The sequence below is a fragment of the Streptomyces sp. NPDC111628 genome (assembly GCF_055635195.1).
On record NZ_JBVKBZ010000003.1, the window covers coordinates 1,057,758 to 1,074,459 of the forward strand.

12 protein-coding genes are annotated in these 16,702 nt (G+C 71.8%); 3 read left to right on the forward strand and 9 right to left on the reverse strand.

Features of this window, described 5'->3' with window-relative positions; genetic code table 11:
• Positions 1 to 5: 5 nt before the first annotated feature.
• Complete coding sequence (locus ACZ7MF_RS19745) at positions 6 to 1,298, reverse strand: ABC transporter substrate-binding protein (protein WP_471478075.1); 1,293 nt, start codon at positions 1,296 to 1,298, stop codon at positions 6 to 8.
• Positions 1,299 to 1,531: 233 nt separating this feature from the next.
• Here ACZ7MF_RS19745 and ACZ7MF_RS19750 point away from each other — a divergent pair, with 233 nt between their 5' ends.
• Together ACZ7MF_RS19750 and ACZ7MF_RS19755 are read left to right on the forward strand one after the other, a co-directional pair.
• Positions 1,532 to 2,581 (forward strand): LacI family DNA-binding transcriptional regulator, encoded by a 1,050-nt coding sequence (locus ACZ7MF_RS19750; protein WP_471478076.1) that lies wholly within the window; start codon positions 1,532 to 1,534, stop codon positions 2,579 to 2,581.
• A 310-nt stretch (positions 2,582 to 2,891) separates the two neighbouring features.
• Complete coding sequence (locus ACZ7MF_RS19755) at positions 2,892 to 4,235, forward strand: amidase (RefSeq protein ID WP_471478077.1); 1,344 nt, start codon at positions 2,892 to 2,894, stop codon at positions 4,233 to 4,235.
• Positions 4,236 to 4,241: 6 nt separating this feature from the next.
• Here ACZ7MF_RS19755 and ACZ7MF_RS19760 read toward each other — a convergent pair whose 3' ends face one another.
• Both ACZ7MF_RS19760 and ACZ7MF_RS19765 read right to left on the reverse strand, forming a co-directional pair.
• Positions 4,242 to 4,724: a GNAT family N-acetyltransferase gene (locus ACZ7MF_RS19760; RefSeq protein ID WP_471478078.1), complete on the reverse strand. Its 483-nt coding sequence runs from the start codon at positions 4,722 to 4,724 to the stop codon at positions 4,242 to 4,244.
• Between the two features lie 55 nt (positions 4,725 to 4,779).
• Complete coding sequence (locus ACZ7MF_RS19765) at positions 4,780 to 4,956, reverse strand: hypothetical protein (protein ID WP_087805276.1); 177 nt, start codon at positions 4,954 to 4,956, stop codon at positions 4,780 to 4,782.
• A gap of 475 nt (positions 4,957 to 5,431) precedes the next feature.
• On the opposite strand from ACZ7MF_RS19765, the gene ACZ7MF_RS19770 reads away from it, so the two are divergent.
• Positions 5,432 to 5,875: a hypothetical protein gene (locus tag ACZ7MF_RS19770; protein ID WP_471478079.1), complete on the forward strand. Its 444-nt coding sequence runs from the start codon at positions 5,432 to 5,434 to the stop codon at positions 5,873 to 5,875.
• 49 nt (positions 5,876 to 5,924) lie between these two features.
• Here the strand turns inward: ACZ7MF_RS19770 and ACZ7MF_RS19775 are convergent, their stop codons facing one another.
• From ACZ7MF_RS19775 to glgA, 6 genes are all read right to left on the reverse strand, one after another.
• The gene (locus ACZ7MF_RS19775) at positions 5,925 to 7,427 is read right to left on the reverse strand and encodes an SDR family NAD(P)-dependent oxidoreductase (protein ID WP_471478080.1); all 1,503 of its coding nucleotides are present in this window, start codon (positions 7,425 to 7,427) and stop codon (positions 5,925 to 5,927) included.
• 102 nt (positions 7,428 to 7,529) lie between these two features.
• Positions 7,530 to 8,870 (reverse strand): WS/DGAT/MGAT family O-acyltransferase, encoded by a 1,341-nt coding sequence (locus ACZ7MF_RS19780; RefSeq protein WP_471478081.1) that lies wholly within the window; start codon positions 8,868 to 8,870, stop codon positions 7,530 to 7,532.
• A gap of 187 nt (positions 8,871 to 9,057) precedes the next feature.
• On the reverse strand, positions 9,058 to 11,376 hold the full coding sequence (locus ACZ7MF_RS19785) for a GH92 family glycosyl hydrolase (RefSeq protein WP_471478082.1): 2,319 nt from the start codon (positions 11,374 to 11,376) through the stop codon (positions 9,058 to 9,060).
• Between the two features lie 58 nt (positions 11,377 to 11,434).
• A complete protein-coding gene (locus tag ACZ7MF_RS19790; RefSeq protein WP_471478083.1) occupies positions 11,435 to 14,053 on the reverse strand; it encodes a PA14 domain-containing protein in 2,619 nt (872 codons plus the stop codon).
• Between the two features lie 199 nt (positions 14,054 to 14,252).
• Positions 14,253 to 15,473 (reverse strand): glucose-1-phosphate adenylyltransferase, encoded by a 1,221-nt coding sequence (glgC, locus tag ACZ7MF_RS19795; protein ID WP_471478084.1) that lies wholly within the window; start codon positions 15,471 to 15,473, stop codon positions 14,253 to 14,255.
• 50 nt (positions 15,474 to 15,523) lie between these two features.
• A complete protein-coding gene (gene glgA / locus ACZ7MF_RS19800) occupies positions 15,524 to 16,687 on the reverse strand; it encodes a glycogen synthase (protein WP_471478085.1) in 1,164 nt (387 codons plus the stop codon).
• Positions 16,688 to 16,702: the final 15 nt, after the last annotated feature.

Sequence of the window (16,702 nt, forward strand, 5' to 3'; positions counted from 1 at the left end):
ATGTCTCAGCCCTGCTGCTGGAGGAGCCGGTCGCACGCCTTGACAGCGTTGTCGAGGGCTTCCTTCGGGCTCTGCTTGCCCTGGAGCGCCTTGGCGACCTCGTTGCGCAGCTCGGTCTTCATCTGCTCGCTGAACAGTACGGGCGTGTAGTTGACGGCCGTCTTCAGCGACTTGGCGGCGGCGACCCGGACGCGGGTCTCGTCGGTGCCGTCCTCCTTGGTGAAGTACGGGTCGTCCAGCGAACCGGCGGTGCTCGGGAAGATGGCGACCTGCTTGGCGAACGACATCTGGTGCGCCGCGTCGGTGACGTAGTGCGCGAAGGCGACCGCGGCCGGCTTGCGCTGGCTCTGCGCGTTGACCATCAGGCCCATCACGTACATGTTGACGTGGCCGGTGCTGGTGATCTGGTCGGTGATGCCGATGTTCTTGTACAGGTTCGGCGCCTGCTTCTTGAAGTTGGCGAGGTCGAGCGCGCTGCCCGGGTTCATGGCGACGGCGCCGGTGAGGAACTTCTTCCCGGAGGACTCGGGGGTGGCGGTCAGCGCCTGCGGGTCCAGGGCCTTGGCGTCGTACAGCTCCTTGTAGCGGGTGAGGAGTTGGACGCCCTTGGCGTCGTTGAACGCGAAGGCGGTGCCCTCCTTGTTCATGAGCGGGACGCCGTAGCGGCCGAAGTCCTCGATGGTGGGCACGTTGGCGAGCGTGGCCACCTCGCCGTCGGTCTTGTCGGCGATCTTCAGGGCGGCGTCGAAGACCTCGTCGTAGGTCTTCGGCGGCTGCTCGGGGTCGAGTCCGGCCTTCTCGAAGAGGGACTTGTTGTAGAAGAGCGGGCCGGTGTTGAGGTACCAGGGGAAGGCGTACGTGCCGTCCATGCCCGGTATGCGGTGGCTGGCCCAGGCACCTTCCAGGTACTCCTTCTCGTACTGCCCGGCGGCCTTGTCCAGGTCGAGGGCGAGGCCCGCCTTGGCGAGCGGTGCGACGAGGTCCGGGGAGACGTTGACGACGTCGGGCAGGGTGCCGCCGGCGGCGTCGGCGCTGATCTTGTCGGCGTAGCCCTCGCCGGGCTGGTCCACCCACTTGACGTGGGTGTCGGGGTACTTCTTCTCGAAGTCGGCGATCAGACCCTCGAAGTAGTCCTTGAAGTTGGCCCGCAGGTTCCAGGTCTGGAAGGTGATGTCGCCCTCGACCTTGCCCGAGGCGTCGGTCGAAGAGCCGCCGTCGCCTCCGGAACCGCAGGCGCTGAGCGGCAGGACGAGGGCGGCGACGGCGGCGACGGCGAATGTTCTGCGCGAGGTGGGCACGGTGACACGTCTCCCTGAAGGACGTCGGCGGTGGGATGCCAGCGACCATGCACGGCGATTCCGCGGAAAGTCAATGGATTCACGCAAACTAAAGCAGAAGGAACAGCATTAGTCCAGGTCAGAGCGGTATGGACGGGCACTTGCCAGGAACTACTAATGCGCTTTAGGATCTTCGCACTCAAGCGCTTTAGCTGAGACAGCTCTCACCACTCGCACCGAGGAAAGGAGCGCGCATGCCGGCCAAGCGGCCCGCCGCGCGCCGGCCGACGATGAAGGACATCGCGCGCCGGGCCGGGGTCTCCGAGAGCGCGGTGTCGTTCGCGCTGAACGACCGGCCGGGAGTCTCCGAGATCACCCGGGACCGGGTGCGCCGGGTGGCCGAGCAGCTCGGCTGGCGGCCCAGTACTGCGGCACGCGCGCTGTCCGGGGAGGGTGCGGCGACGGTCGGCTTCGTGCTGGCGCGGCCCGCGCACACCCTCGGCGTGGACTCCTTCTTCCTGCAACTGGTCTCGGGCATCCAGGAGGTGCTGGCGGAGCGGCACCTGGGGCTGTTGTTCCAGGTGGCGCAGGACGTCACGGACGAGAGTGCGGTGTACCGGCGCTGGTGGGCCGAACACCGGGTGGACGGTGTCCTCGTGGTGGACCCGCGCACCGACGATCCGCGCCCGGACCTGCTCGACGAACTCGGCCTGCCCGCCGTGGTGATCGGCGGGGCCCCGGACGAGCGTCATCCGGGGCTGTCGACGGTGTGGGCGGACGACGCGGGTGCGATGGCCGCGCTGGTGGACGCGCTGCACGCGCTCGGACACCGGCGGATCGTGCACATCGCCGGGCTGCCGGGCCTCGCCCACACCGAACGCCGTATCCGCGCCCTGCGCGCGGAGGCCGGGCGGCGCGGTCTGGGCGAGGTCGAGTCGGTGACCACCGACTACTCGGACGCCGAGGGCGCGGCCGTCACCCGCCGCGTCCTGGAGGCGCCCACTCCCCCGACCGCCCTGATCTACGACAACGACGTGATGGCCGTCGCCGGGGTCGCCGCCGCGGCCGAACTCGGCTTCTCGGTACCGGCGGACGTGTCCGTGGTGGCCTGGGAGGACTCGGCACTGTGCCGCATGGTCAAGCCGTGGCTGTCCGCCCTGTCCCGGGACAGCGTGGAGTTCGGCCGCACGGCGGCCACGGAACTGACCGCCCTCCTCGACGGCGGTCCGGCCCGGACGGTGCGGGTACCGGTGCCCAGGCTGATCGAGCGGGACAGCACGGGAGTGGTGCGGCCCTCGGTCTGACGGCCGCGGCCGGGTGCCCCGGGCTCCGGCGAGCGGGCCCCCGACGGGCGGCTGCCGGACCTCCGGTCGCTCAAGGGCGGGGCCGGTCCGAGCCGCGGGCACGTGCACGCCCCTGCGGCGCGGACGCGGGTGACGGCCGATCACCGGTGGGACGACGGTCACGGCTGGCGGTGCTCTCGAGGCACGCGCCCGGTGCGGGCGGAGTGCTGTCCTGCCCAATGCTGTCCTGCCCAATGCTGTCCTGCCTAATGCTGTCCTGCCTACTCATCGGTAAGGTCGCGTTCCCGTTCCCACACCCTAGGAGCCCTCCGTGACCGACTGGGCCGGCCGGACCGCCGTCGAGATCGCCGCCGCCGTACGAGAGAAGCGGGCCACCCCGCGCGAGGTGGTGGCGGAGCACCTGGCCCGCGTCGAGCGGCTGGACGGCCGCGTCGGCGCCTTCCGCGCGGTGCGGGCCGAGGCCGCGCTCGCCGAGGCCGAGGAGGTGGGAGCCCGGGGCGACCTGGGCGAACTGCCGCTGGCCGGGGTGCCGGTGGCGGTCAAGGACAATCTGGCGGTGCGCGGGGAGTCCACCCGCGTCGGCTCGGCCGCCACGCCGCACACGCCCGCGGACGCCGACCATGTCACTGTGGCCCGGCTGCGGGCGGCCGGCGCGGTGGTGGTGGGGCTGACGAACGTGCCGGAGCTGTGCGTGTTCGGCACCACCGAGGGGGTGCTCGGCACGACCCGCAACCCGTGGGACCCGGCCCGCTCGGCGGGCGGTTCCTCGGGCGGCAGCGCGGCCGCGGTCGCCGCCGGGATGGTGCCTCTCGCGCTCGGCAACGACGGGATGGGCTCACTGCGCATACCCGCGGCCAACTGCGGCCTGGTCACCCTCAAACCGGGCCGTGGCGTCGTGCCGGCCGGTATCGGCGAGGGCGACTGGTTCGGCATGTCCGAGAACGGGCCGCTGGCCACGACGGTCGCCGACGCCCGCCTCATGCTCGACGTCCTCGCGGACGGGCCCCTGCCGGACCGCGAGAACTCCGGCGCCCTCCGCGTCGCCGCCTCCCTGCGCAGCCCCCTGGCGGGCGTCCCCGTCTCCCGACCGTACGCGCGGGCCGTTCGCGAGGCCGCCGGGGTCCTGACGAAGGCGGGGCACCAGGTACGGCGGGCGGACCCGCCCTATCCGGCGTCGCTGGGCGTGACCGCGCTGACCCACTGGACAGCCGGTACGTCGGTGGACGCACGGGACCTGGACCGGCGGCTGCTGACCAGGCGCACCCGGGTGCACACGGCCCTCGGGCGACGCTTCGCCGGCCGGGTGGCGTCCGGCGCGGGCCGGGAGCGGCTGCGCGGACGGCTGGAGCCGTTCTTCGCCGAGTACGACGTCCTGCTCACCCCGGCGCTGGCCCGCCGTTCCCCCGCGGCGGGACCCTGGCACGAGCGGGGCTGGCTGCGCAACGTGGTGGCGAACTCCGCGTACTCGCCGTTCACGCCACCGTGGAACCTGACCGGCTGGCCCGCGATGTCGGTGCCGTTCGGCACACTGGAGTCGGGCGCGCCCTGCGCCGTACAGCTGGTGGGGCGCCCGGGGTCGGAGTCGGCGCTGCTGGAGCTGGCGGAACGGATCGAGGCGTCGCGGCCCTGGCGGCGGACGGCGCCGCTCGGCTGAGCGGGGCTACAGGGCGCGGTGCATGATGTGCAGGCCGACCCGCCCGTACCGCGGGTGGTCGAAGGCGTCCGGCACCGTGCCGAGGATCGTGAAGCCGAGGGAGGTCCACAGCCCGACGGCGGGGTTGGTCTCGACGACGGCGTTGAAGACCATGCCCCGGTATCCGTCGGCCCGGGCGGCATCCAGGACGTACTCGGCGAGGGCCCGGCCGGTGCCGCGGCCCGCCCGGTCGGGGTCGACCATGAAGCCGGCGTTGGCGATGCGGGCGGCGGGGCCGCCGTAGTTGGGGGTGACGTACGCCGAGGCGACGACCGTGCCGGTGTCGTCCTCGGTGACGTAGACGCGTTTGGCGGGGCTCATCCACAGGGCCCGGGCGTCCTCCTCGGAGGTGTCCGGGTCCCAGGCGTAGGTCTCACCGGCGGCGACGATGCGGTGCCAGAAGGGCCAGATGTGCGGCCAGTCGCCGGCCGTGGCTTCCCTGATCAGCATGGGCGCGAGTGTGGCACGCCCATGCGTGCGGCGGCCTCGGTGGGTGGCGTGCGGGTCAGTCCACGCTCGGCAGGATGTGCGGCTCGGCGAGGTCCTCCTCGTAGCCCGCGAGGCGGATGGGGGCGGAGCGCGCCCACACGTCGAGGCTGCCGATCTCGCCGGGCCGGCGGCCTGCCCGCCCGGTGCGTTCCTCGGTGCGTTGCTCTGGGGTCGTCGTCGTTTCCGGTGTCACCGCGCACTCCTTATGTGTCGGATCACCCTCGGGGCCTGCCGACGCCAGTCTCCTGTCCGGCACCCGGCGCCCGCTCGAGTGTGGGTCGAAATGCAGTTCGGACGCGGTGGCGCCGGAAACTCGTGCGGAAGCAGGCCGTTGTGAACCGGCTTGTCCCATGACGGACCTGGGTGTGGGTAGTGCCCTGTACTGCCGTCCGTCCGGACCAGATTAACCAAATGAGCGGGGGTGCGCTCTATGGGGCTCAAAAGATGGGACAACCATTGCCCTTCGCTCCGCCCGCAGTTGACCCGAGTCTGCCCCGATTCCTCCTCTTCCGCACGGTGCGCAACTCACCCGTTCGGCCTACATCGATGTCCGCGCCTTCGAATGTCGGCGGCGCCGGGTCGCGCAGTTAAGTTGCCGTTGGCTGCGGCGCAAGCTCGCCATGGTCTGCTGCTCGTCGGCAACGGCTGTCTCGTGGGAGGACCGAGGCATGGAACTGCGCAGCGTCGAGGAGCTGATGGACCTGCTGTACGCCTGCCGGGGCGAACGGCCCGCCGACGGGGCCGGCGGCGGGCCCGGGGATCCGCACGGGCACGCGCTGCGCACGGCCGCGCTGCTGCGTCGGCGCCGCCCGGCGGACAAGGAGCTCCAGGTCGCGGGGCTGGTGTCGCCGGTTGGCCGGCTGCTGTGGCCCGGCAGCCCGGCCGCCAGGACCGCCGACGCGGTACGGCCGCTGCTCGGCGCCCGCGTCGCCCGCCTGCTGCGCCGCCAGGCCCACCCGGAGGCCTGGGACCACGACGACGACCTGGTCAGCCTGCGTCAGGCCGACGAGGAGGCGCGCACCGCCGTCTTCGACGCCGGGGTCCTGGAGGACTGGCGCACGGTGCTGGAGCTGACGGCGGCGCGGAACTCGCGGCTGGGCGCGGTCGACTGAGGCACCGTCCGGTACGGACCGGCCGGCCCCGGCCGCCCTGAGGGCCCGGTCACCACTTGCCGGGCGCGTAGTCCTTGAGGAAGACGCCGTACAGGTCCTCGCCCGCCTCGCCGCGCACGATGGGGTCGTAGACGCGGGCAGCGCCGTCGATCAGGTCGAGCGGGGCGTGGAAGCCCTCGTCGGCGAGGCGCAGCTTGTCGTAGTGCGGGCGCTCGTCGGTGATCCAGCCGGTGTCGACGGAGGTCATCAGGATCCGGTCGGCGTCGAACATCTCCTGGGCACTGGTCCGGGTCACCATGTTCATGGCGGCCTTGGCCGCGTTGGTGTTCGGGTGACCGGCACCCTTGTAGCCGCGGGCGAACACGCCCTCCATCGCCGAGACGTTGACGACGTAGGCACGGCCCGCGGGCGCCTTGCGCGCGGCCTCGGCCATCGACGCGCGCAGCGCGCTGATGAGGATGAACGGCGAGGTGTAGTTGCACAGCTGGGTCTCCAGCAGTTCCACCGGGGAGATCTGCTCGATGGTCTGCACCCAGGTGTTGGAGTCGACGACGTCGGGCACCAGGCCGCCCGCGTCGATGGCGGTGCCCTCGCGGTGCCGGACCACGCTGGCGTTGCCGGCCACCAGGGCGAGGTCGGCCACCTTCTGCGCGTCGAGCCCCGAGGTGCCCAGCGGCAGCGCGGCCAGGCCGTCCACCGCACCGGAGTTGAAGGCGCCGATGACCTGGTGCGCGGGCAGTTCACCGGCGGGCAGCGGGGCGCTCTCGCCCTCGACCAGCGCGGCGTACGCGGAGGGCAGGCGGCGCACGGTCTGGGTGGCGTTGTTGATCAGGATGTCGAGCGGGCCCTGCTCCGTGACCTGCTCGGCGAGGGCCACGGCCTGGGCGGGGTCGCGCAGGTCGATGCCGACGACCTCCAGGCGGTGCAGCCAGTCCGCGGAGTCGTCCATCGCCTTGAAGCGGCGGATGGCGTCCTTGGGGAAGCGGGTGGTGATCGTGGTGTGGGCGCCGTCGCGCAGCAGCCTGAGCGCGATGTACATGCCGATCTTGGCGCGGCCACCGGTGAGCAGCGCGCGCTTGCCGGTGAGGTCGGCGCGGGCGTCGCGGCGGGTCCGGTTCTCGGCGGCGCAGTCCTGGCAGAGCTGGTGGTAGAAGTAGTCGACCTCGACGTAGCGCTGCTTGCAGATGTAGCACGAGCGGGGGCGCTGGAGTATCCCCGCGATCGCACCCTGCTCGGTGCGCGAGGAGGGCAGCAGGCCCTCGGTCTCGTCGTCGATGCGCTCGGCGGACCCGGTGGCGGTGGCCTCGGTGACCGCCTTGTCGTGGGCGGTCTTGGCGGCGCGGCGCTCCTGGCGGCGGCGCTGCTTGACCATGCGGTAGATGTGCGAGGTGGCCCGGCGGACCGCGATCGCGTCGGGGTGGTCGACGTCCAGCTCGTCGAGTTCCTTCAGTACGTCGAGGCAGACCGCGAGCCGTTCGGGGTCGATGCCGGGGCCGTACCCGGATGCCGCCACCTCGTCCGTGGTCGCCGCACCGTCCTGTGTCACCGTCATCGCCGCTGCCGTTCCCTGGTCACCGTTGCGGCGCTCCGGGGGCGACCGCTGTCGAACAGCGGATTTTATTCAGCGCGCGGCGTGGATCCAAACCCGCCGGGGTCAGGGACGGCACGCCGTGAGCAACGTCTCCACCTCCTCGGCCACCGCCAGGGCGAACCGGTCGAGGTCCGGCACCGCCTTCGCGTCCGCGACCAGGCCGTAGTGGACCCGTCCGCGGTACGTCGAGACGGCCACCGCCAGGGAGTGGCCGCGGGCCAGCGGCGCCAGTGGATAGACCTCGGTGAGCGGGTGCCCGGCCAGCCGCAGCCCGAGACTGGGCAGGGGCACGCTGGTGACCAGGAGGTCGAACCAGAGCCGGGCGGCCCCGGAGACCAGCGGCCCGCCGAGCCGGTGGCCGAGCGCCGGCACGTGGTCGGCGAGCAGGGCGACGGCTCCGGCGCCGCGGCCGGGCCCGGCGTCCTTGTTGCGGTCCATGGCGGCGCGGACCGTGCCGAGGCGGGAGAGCGGGTCGGGGTCGCCGACCGGAAGCCGTATCAGGTACCCGGAGAGCCGGTTGCCCTGTGGGTGGGCGCTGCGCGGGCGGCGCTTGGAGACGGGGATCAGGGCCCGGGGCGCGACGCCCTCGCTGCCGTCGCCGCGCTCGTCCAGCCAGCGGCGCAGGGCGCCCGCGACGACCGCGATCAGTACGTCGTTGACGGTGCCGCCGGTGGTCTTGCGAACGTGGTGCACGTCGTCGAGGTCGACGGCCACGCCCGCGGTCCGGCGGGTGCCGGAGGAGTCCGCGGTGAGCGCGGGCGAGGAGCGCACGTCGAGGGTGGACAGCGCCGCGGCGGCGCCGATGTCCAGGGCGCGCCCGGCGTCGGACAGGGCGCCGCGCAGCCGGTCGGGCAGGGCGCGCACGTCCGGCAGGAGTCCGCGCGGCGACTGCTCGGGGCGGGGCCGGGGCGCCGGCAGGTCCATCGGGTCGAGGACGCCCGCGGCAAGGGTCAGGGCACGCAGGCCGTCGGCCAGGGCGTGGTGGAACTTGAAGAGCACGGCGAAGGACCCGCCGTCCGCGCCCGGCAGCACGTGCGCCTCCCACGGGGGCCGTCCGCGCTCCAGGGGGCGTTCCATCAGGCGCCCGGCCCGGGCGTGGAAGTCCGTGGTCGGGGCGTGCAGCCGCACATGGTCGAGCGGGTCGAAGCGGGGGTCTGGCTCGCGGGTCGCGCCGCCGAACGCGAACGGCCGGCGCAGGGCCAGCGGCGGCTGCCAGGTGTCCCGGATCCTCATCCGCAGTCCGGGCACCGCGGGGGCGCGGGCCGCGAGCAGGTCCGCCGCGAGGGCGCCCGCGGTGGGCGAGTCGGCCTCGAAGACGCCGAGAGCGCCCAGGTGCATGGGGTGCTCGGCGGACTCGATGTTCCAGAACGCCAGGTCGAGGGGAGCGAGCGGATCGGGAGTCACGGGCTGGCCTCGCAAGGACGACGCATGGGTGGCGGATGGACAACGGGTGGACAAGCAGTCAATCGCTCTCCGACGATTACGGTCAAGTACGATCAAGCTACGCACAGTTAACAGGAGATTAAAGTCCCGCCCCTTTCGGCAGGGGCGGGACTGCTGTGTCGCATGGGGCGCCTGTGCTCGCGTCGGCTCAGGTCAGCGGCGGCGGCACCGCCTCTGCCCCGGTACCCCACCCGGACGGCTGCGGGCCGACCGTGAACGCGAGCGACCGCACGGAGCGCAGGGCGTCCGTCGTCAGCCACGTACGGGCGTAGGCCGAACCGTCGGTGCGGGCCGACTGGACGTACCGGTCGGTGTCCGAGGTGCCGGGGGCGGTGATCGTCAGGCCGCCGCGGGGGTAGTAGCGGCGGTCGAGGGTGAGGTCGACGCGGTCGAAGACCGGGGTGGACAGGCCCCAGGTGTCGTAGCCGGGCTGGATCGGGAAGATCCCGATCGAGGACAGGACGTTCCAGGCGGACATGGTCCCGAGGTCGTCGTTGCCGGTCATACCGGTCGGCGTGTCGGTGAACAGGGTGAGCGCAGCGTGCACCACGTCGGTCGTCTTCCAGGGCTGCCCGGTCGACAGGTAGGTGTACGGGGCGATCAGGTCGGGCTCGTTCTGCGGGTTGTACTTGTCGGCGTTGTAGTAGTCGTACGGCCCGTTCACCCACACCTCGCGGGCGGTCTTCGCCGGGTCGGCGAGGAGCTGGTCGTAGGCGAAGAAGGAGTCGAGCCGCTCGTTCGCCGCCCCGGTGCCGCCGATGAGGTCGATCATGCCGGGCAGGTCCTGCGGCACCAGCCACTGGTACTGCCAGGACGTGCCCTCGTGGAAGCCCTCGCTCTGCGCCGGGTCGGCCGGACCGGTGAAGGCGCCCTCGGCGTCGCGGGCCCGGAAGAAGCCGGTCGAGGGGTCGAAGACGTTGCGGTAGTTCTGGGCGCGCTCGGCGTACCGCTTCGCGTCCGCGTCGTGGCCGAGGTCGCGGGCCATGCGGGAGAGCATGGCGTCGGACAGGGCGTACTCCAGGGTGGCGGAGGCGCCGTGGTCGTAGTCGGAGTCGCCCGGCTTGGCGTGCGGGCGGCCCTTGACGTACGGCGCGAAGCCGTCGGCGAGGTATTCGCGGTTGGCCTCCCGGCCGACGGCCGGCGAGTCGGCGGGCGGGACGCCGTCGGCGTTCTTCCTCAGCGCCCGGTAGGCCTTCTCCTCCCAGCCGTGCAGCAGGCCCTGCTGGTAGGCGTTGGTGAGGAAGGGGGTCACCGGGTCACCCGTCATGATGTTGGTCTCGACGGTGCCGTAGCCCCACTTGGGCAGCCAGCCGCTCTCCTCGTCGATCTTGATGACGGAGATCGCCATGTCGCGCGCCTCGCGGGGCGCGAGCAGGGCGAGGAGCTGGGACTGGGTGCGGTAGGTGTCCCACAGGGACCAGTTCTGGTAGTACGTGAAGCCCTTGGCGCGGTGGATCTCCTGGTCCCAGCCGGTGTACCGCCCGTCCACGTCGCTGCCGATGTTCGGCGCGAGGAAGGACCGGTACAGGGACGAGTAGAAGGTGCGGCGCAGGGTGTCGTCGCCGCCGCGGACCCTGACGTCGTCCAGCCGCTGCTCCCAGGTGCGCTCGGCACCGCGGCGCACGGCGGCGAAGGAGTGCCCGCCCTCGGCGCGCAGGTTGCGCGCGGCGCCGTGCGCGTCGACGTAGGACAGGGCGGTGGTGGCCTCGACGGTGCGGTCCTTCGTGGTGTCGAACCGGACGTAGGCGCCGTCGCCGCCGCTCTTCGCGCCCGCCGTCACGGTGCCGTCGTCCCAGGTGCCGTAGGAGGCGAAGGGACGGTCGAAGCGGGTGATGGTGTAGACGGTGTAGGGCTTGGTGTCCTGGCAGAAGCCGCTGCCGGTGATCGCGGTGCGCACGGTGCGGGTGTCGAGCACCTCGACCTTGGTGCTGATGTTCTTGTGCAGCGACTGGCCGGCGTTGAGCAGGACGTTGGCCTTGTCGGTGGCCGGGAAGGTGTAGCGCTGCACGCCGGTGCGTTCGGTGGCGGTCAGCTCCGCCTCGATACCGGAGTCGAGGCCGACGCGGTAGTAGCCGGGGCTCGCCTCCTCGTCGTCGTGGCTGAAGGAGGCGGCGTACTTCGCGTAGTCCGTCTCGGTGACGTCGCCGGTGGTCGGCAGCACCGGCAGGTCGCCGCCGAGTCCGCAGCCGACGCCGGAGAGGTGGACCAGGGAGAAGCCGCGGATGCGGGTGTCGGAGTGGTCGTAGCCGGTGTTGTGGCCGGTGTCCGGCGAGAACTGCACCATGCCGAAGGGCACGGCGGCGCCGGGATAGGTGTTGCCCTCGTTCTCCGTCCCGATGAACGGGTTCACGAGGTCGGTCAGGTTCTGGTCGGTCGTCGGGGCGGCCTGCGCCGCCGGGGCGGTGAGCAGCGCGGACGCTGCCACCACCCCGGCCACGCACAGCCGCAGACGCCGGGTGCCGATCATGTGCGGTGACCTCCGGAAGGTCTGCTGTGTCGTGCGGTTCTGCTTCGGGTGCGGGTGATCAGGCGGTGCAGCCCGCCGGGGTGGGCTGGGACGCGTCGTGGATGAGGGCCTCCTGGGCGGCCTTCACCCGCTCGACGTCCGGCTTGAGCACCTTGCGGTCGTACGTGGTCAGGCCGTTCAGCTCGCCTTCGACGTCCGAGATCTGGGTGTACACGGCGCCGTTGCTGCCCCGGCAGACCAGGGCGCGTACCTCGTCGAGCTTGGTGAGGTAGTCGTCCGTGTACGTCTGCGGGTCGACGTCGACGTACGACTGCTGCACGGACCAGGCATGTCCGGGCACCGCGAGGCCGAGGCCGCCGTACTCACCGGTGACCAGGGCGCGTTCGCCGTCCGGGGACGGCGGCAGGGCGGGGCTCGGATAGCCGTGCTCGTCCATGATGTCGCCGGCGCCGCCGTCGGCCCCGAGGTTCAGGCCCGACTGGTTGTTGACGAGCCGGGTCGGGTCCCAGGCCTTGGCCTGCGCGGCGACGCGGCCGATGTCGTACTGGCCCCAGCCCTCGTTGAAGGTGACCCACATGATGATCGACGGGTGGCTGACATGTTCGTCGATCATCTCCTTCATCTCCCGCTCGTACTCGGCGCGGGCCGCGGTGGACGGGTTCTTCCCGGCGGTCATCGCGGGCATGTCCTGCCACACCATCAGGCCCAGTTTGTCGGCCCAGTAGAACCAGCGGTCGGGCTCGACCTTGATGTGCTTGCGCACCGAGTTGAAGCCGAGCTGCTTGTGCAGCCTGAGGTCGTACGCGAGGGCCTCGTCGGTCGGCGCGGTGTGCAGTCCGTCCGGCCAGAAGCCCTGGTCGAGGGTGGCCATCAGGAACGTGGGCTTCCCGTTGAGCATGGTGCGCGGAACGCCGTTGACCTTCTCGACGGCGATGGAACGCATGCCGAAGTAGCTCTCGACGTGGTCGTGTCCGACGGTGACCTTCAGGTCGTACAGGAACGGGTCGTCGGGCGACCACAGGCGCGGGTCGCGGATCTTCAGCGTCAGCGGCTCGCCGGTGCGGCCGCTGACCGTGGCGACCTTGCGGTGCCCGGCGTACGCCGTGGCCCTGACGCGCACGCCGTCGCGCACGCCCTTCGGCTCGACGGTGAGGGTGCTAGCCGCGCCGTCGACGTGCGGGGTGAGCTTGAGGGAGTCCACGTGGTCCCGGGCGACCGGCTCCATCCAGACGGTCTGCCAGATGCCGGAGCTGGGCGTGTACCAGATGCCGCTCGGGTCCAGGCGCTGCTTGCCGAGCGGCGGGTTCTCGCCGTTCGCCGCGTCGGTCGGGTCGTAGACGCCGACGATCAGTTCCTGGGTGCGGCCGGGCTTGAGGGCATCGGTGACGTCGGCGCTGAACTTGTCGTAACCGCCCTTGTGGTCGGCGACCTTGGTGCCGTTGACGTACACCTCGGACTGCCAGTCGACGGCGCCGAAGTTCAGCTTCAGCCGCTGGGCGGAGCCGATGTGCCAGTCGCGGGGCACGGTGAAGGTGCGGCGGTACCACATGCGGTCCTCGTGCCGCTGGATGCCGGAGAGCTGGGACTCCACCGGGTACGGGACGAGGATGCGCTCCTTGAGGTTCTTGCCGACCGGCGGCTGCTCGCCCGCCTCGGCGGGGGCGAACTGCCAGCGGCCGTTGAGGTTCTGCCAGTCGTCGCGGGTCAGCTGCGGGCGCGGGTACTCCGGGAGGGCGTTGTCCGGCCCGACCTCGTCGGCCCAGTCGGTGCGCAGCTCGTAGGTGGACTCGTTGCCGCCGCTGCTCCAGAAGGCGTTGACAACGTTGCCTTCGGTGTCGTTGAGCCCGCCTTCGCCGTCGTAGCGGACGTCGGCGGTGCCGGGGGCGTCGCCGTTCTTGTTGCCGACGACGGGCTGGTCGAGGGCGACGAGCAGGGCGCTGGGGTCGGCGGGGTCCAGCCTGGTCTCGCCGAGCGGCCACGTGGCGCCGCCGATCACCGCTTCGAGGTGGTCGGTGAGACCGGCCGGGGGCGCGGCGAGCGGGCTCGCGAAGTCCAGCTTGAGGGTGCGGCCGGTGGACTGGACGGTGGTCGCCGTCGCACCGTTGTAGTCGAAGCCGTCGGGCAGACGGAACGCCGACTGCGGAACGGCCTCCTTGCTGCCGCCGGGCTCGGTCCAGCGCAGGTGGAGGTTGGAGCCGCCGTAGTGCTCGAAGTACTCCAGCTTGATGTCGTAGGACTGGCCGGCCGTCAGCTCGATCGGCTGGGCGGTCTGTTCGCGGTCCCAGTCGTCGACCCAGTGGTCGATGGCGAGCTGTCCGCCGATCCAGAGGCGGAAGCCGTTGTCGCCGGTGATCGAGAAGGTGTGGGCGCCGGTCTTCTCCGGGACGAGCTTGCCGGTCCAGCGGACGCTCACGTCGTCCGACTGCCCGGTGGCGAAGGCGAGTCGCGGCTCCAGGGTGTTGAAGTCGACCTGCTGGTCGAAGCCGGTGGCCTTCAGCTCGTGGAAGTCGAAGGCGCCGGGGGCGGACTGGGTGTAGTACTCGCCCTTCAGGCCGTGGACCTCCGCGGTGCCGTCGTCGTCGGCCGCGTTGGCCGCCGGTACGGCGGCGAGTCCCGCGACGCCGAGCGCGGCTGCCAGCAACAGGGCGAGTTTGTCTCTGAGTCGTTTGGTGCGCACTGACCCTCTCCTCGAGAACGGGTGGTGGCTGATGGCTCAGGACATCGATGTCATACATCGATGTAACAGCAGCGGTGCAGAGGCATGACAACACGGATTCCGCTTGACGTCCAGGGACATGACAACGGCCCCGGGCTCAACGCGCGTATCACGGGTGTCGCGCGCTCCCGGGGCCGCCGGCCGCCCGGTCGTCCGTGCCTCACGGCACCCGTTGCCCCTTGCCCAGCGCGATCACGCCGCCCTTGGAGACGGTGTACAACTCGCCGTCCCGCTGCGGGTTGACGCCGATCGTCGCGCCCGGCGGCACCTGCACGTTCTTGTCCAGCACCGCTCCGCGCACCACCGCGCCCCGGCCGATGTGCACGTTGTCGTGCAGCACCGAGCCCTGCACGACCGCACCCGGGTCGACCACCACCCCCGGGGAGAGCACGGACCGGGTGACCTGCCCCCGGATCAGACAGCCCGCGCTGATGATCGACTCGCCGGCGATGCCACCGCCGTTGAAGCGGGCGGGCGAGAGCTGGGTGGAGTGGGTGTAGACCGGCCAGTCGCGGTTGTAGAGGTTGAACGCGGGCCGCTCGGCGATGAGGTCCATGTGGGCGTCGTAGTACGCGTCCAGCGTGCCCACGTCCCGCCAGTACCCCTGGTCGCGGGTGGTCTCCCCGGGGACGTGGTTGGCGCTGAAGTCGTACAGGGCGGCCTCGCCCCGGTCGGTGAGCTGGGGCAGGATCGAACCGCCCATGTCGTGCACGGAGTTCGGGTCCTCGGCGTCCCGGTGCAGGGCCTCGACGAGGGCCTTGGTGGTGAAGACGTAGTTGCCCATCGAGGCGAAGACGCACCCGGGGTCGTCGGCCAGGCCGGGAGGGTCGGCGGGCTTCTCCAGGAAGCCGGTGACGGTCTGCCCGTCCGAGCCCGGCGTGATCACGCCGAAGGACGGCGACTCGGCGCGCGGGACGCGTATCCCGGCGACCGTGACCCCCGCCCCGGACTCGATGTGCTGGGCGAGCATCTGGCGCGGGTCCATCCGGTACACGTGGTCGGCGCCGAACACCGCGACGTACTCGGGCTGTTCGTCGTGCACCAGGTTCAGGGACTGGAGGATCGCGTCGGCGCTGCCGAGGAACCAGCGCGGGCCGAGGCGCTGCTGGGCGGGGACCGGGGTGACGTAGTTGCCGAGCAGGCTGGACATCCGCCAGGTGGTGGTGATGTGCCGGTCCAGGGAGTGCGACTTGTACTGCGTGAGGACGCAGATCCGCAGGATGTCGCCGTTGACCAGGTTGGACAGCACGAAGTCGACCAGGCGGTACGTGCCACCGAAGGTGACCGCCGGTTTGGCGCGGTCCGCGGTCAGGGGCATCAGGCGTTTGCCCTCTCCGCCCGCCAGCACGATGCCGAGCACCGAAGGACCTCCACGACGCATGGCCGCTCCCCTCACCCTCGTTCACCCTCGGCCGCCCCGGGCGGGGCGGCTCAAGCCCGCTTGAGGATCTCCTCGTAGAGCCGGACCGTGCGGCGCGCGACCGCGTCCCAGCCGAACTCCTCCACCGCGCGCTCCCGGCCCGCCTCGCCCATCCGCCGGGCGGCCGCCGGATCGCCGAGGACGGAGTCCAGAGCGCGCGCGAGACCCGTCTCGAAGTCGTCGTCCGCACCCTCCTCCCTCGGGACGAGTACCCCCGTCACGCCGTCGGCCACGACCTCGGGGATGCCGCCCACCCGGGAGGCCACCACCGGGGTCCCGCAGGCCATCGCCTCCAGGTTGACGATGCCGAGGGGCTCGTAGACGGAGGGGCAGACGAAGACGGCGGCGTGCGTCAGGAGCTGGATCACCTCCGTGCGCGGCAGCATGCGCGGGATCCAGTGCACGCCCTCGCGGGCGCGGCCGAGTTCGGCGAAGAGGTCGCGGAACTCCTGGTCGATCTCGGGGGTGTCCGGGGCGCCCGCGCACAGCACGACCTGCGCGGCGGGGTCGATGCCCCGGACCGCGCGCAGCAGATGGGGCACGCCCTTCTGACGGGTGATGCGACCGACGAACAGGACGTACGGGCGGGAGCGGTCCAGGCCGGCCCTCTCCAGCACGTCGGTGCCGTGGTCGGGCCGGTAGAGCCGGGTGTCGATGCCGTTGTGCACGACGTGGACCCGGGAGGCGTCGAGGTCCGGGTAGCAGCCGAGGATGTCCTCGCGCATGGCGCCGGAGACGGCGATCACCGCGTCGGCCGCCTCGAACGCGGTGCGTTCGGCCCAGCCGGACAGCGCGTAGCCTCCGCCGAGCTGCTCGGCCTTCCAGGGGCGCAGGGGCTCCAGGGAGTGGGCGGTCACCACGTGCGGGACGCCGTGCAGGAGCTTGGCGAGGTGGCCGCCGAGGTTGGCGTACCAGGTGTGGGAGTGCACCAGTTCGCGCCCTTCGAGGGCGGCGGTCATGGCGAGGTCCACGGAGAAGGTGCGCAGCGCGTCGTTGGCGCCGTCGAGCGCGGACCAGGGGCGGTGGCGCAGCACGCCGTCGCTGCGGCCCTCGCCCCAGCTGTGCACGTCCAGGTCCACGAGGCGGGCGAGCTCCCGGGCGAGGAACTCGACATGGACTCCGGCGCCTCCGTAGACGTCCGGCGGGAACTCACGGGTCAGCAGTCCCACGCGCACCCGGAACCTCCCGTC

Coding starts and splice junctions, on each gene's coding strand:
- glgC (WP_471478084.1), bottom strand. CDS start 15,473: ATGCGTCGTGGAGGTCCTTCGGTGCTCGGCATCGTGCTGGCGGGCGGA.
- ACZ7MF_RS19770 (WP_471478079.1), top strand. CDS start 5,432: ATGGAACTGCGCAGCGTCGAGGAGCTGATGGACCTGCTGTACGCCTGC.
- ACZ7MF_RS19760 (WP_471478078.1), bottom strand. CDS start 4,724: ATGCTGATCAGGGAAGCCACGGCCGGCGACTGGCCGCACATCTGGCCC.
- ACZ7MF_RS19785 (WP_471478082.1), bottom strand. CDS start 11,376: ATGATCGGCACCCGGCGTCTGCGGCTGTGCGTGGCCGGGGTGGTGGCA.
- ACZ7MF_RS19750 (WP_471478076.1), top strand. CDS start 1,532: ATGCCGGCCAAGCGGCCCGCCGCGCGCCGGCCGACGATGAAGGACATC.
- ACZ7MF_RS19775 (WP_471478080.1), bottom strand. CDS start 7,427: ATGACGGTGACACAGGACGGTGCGGCGACCACGGACGAGGTGGCGGCA.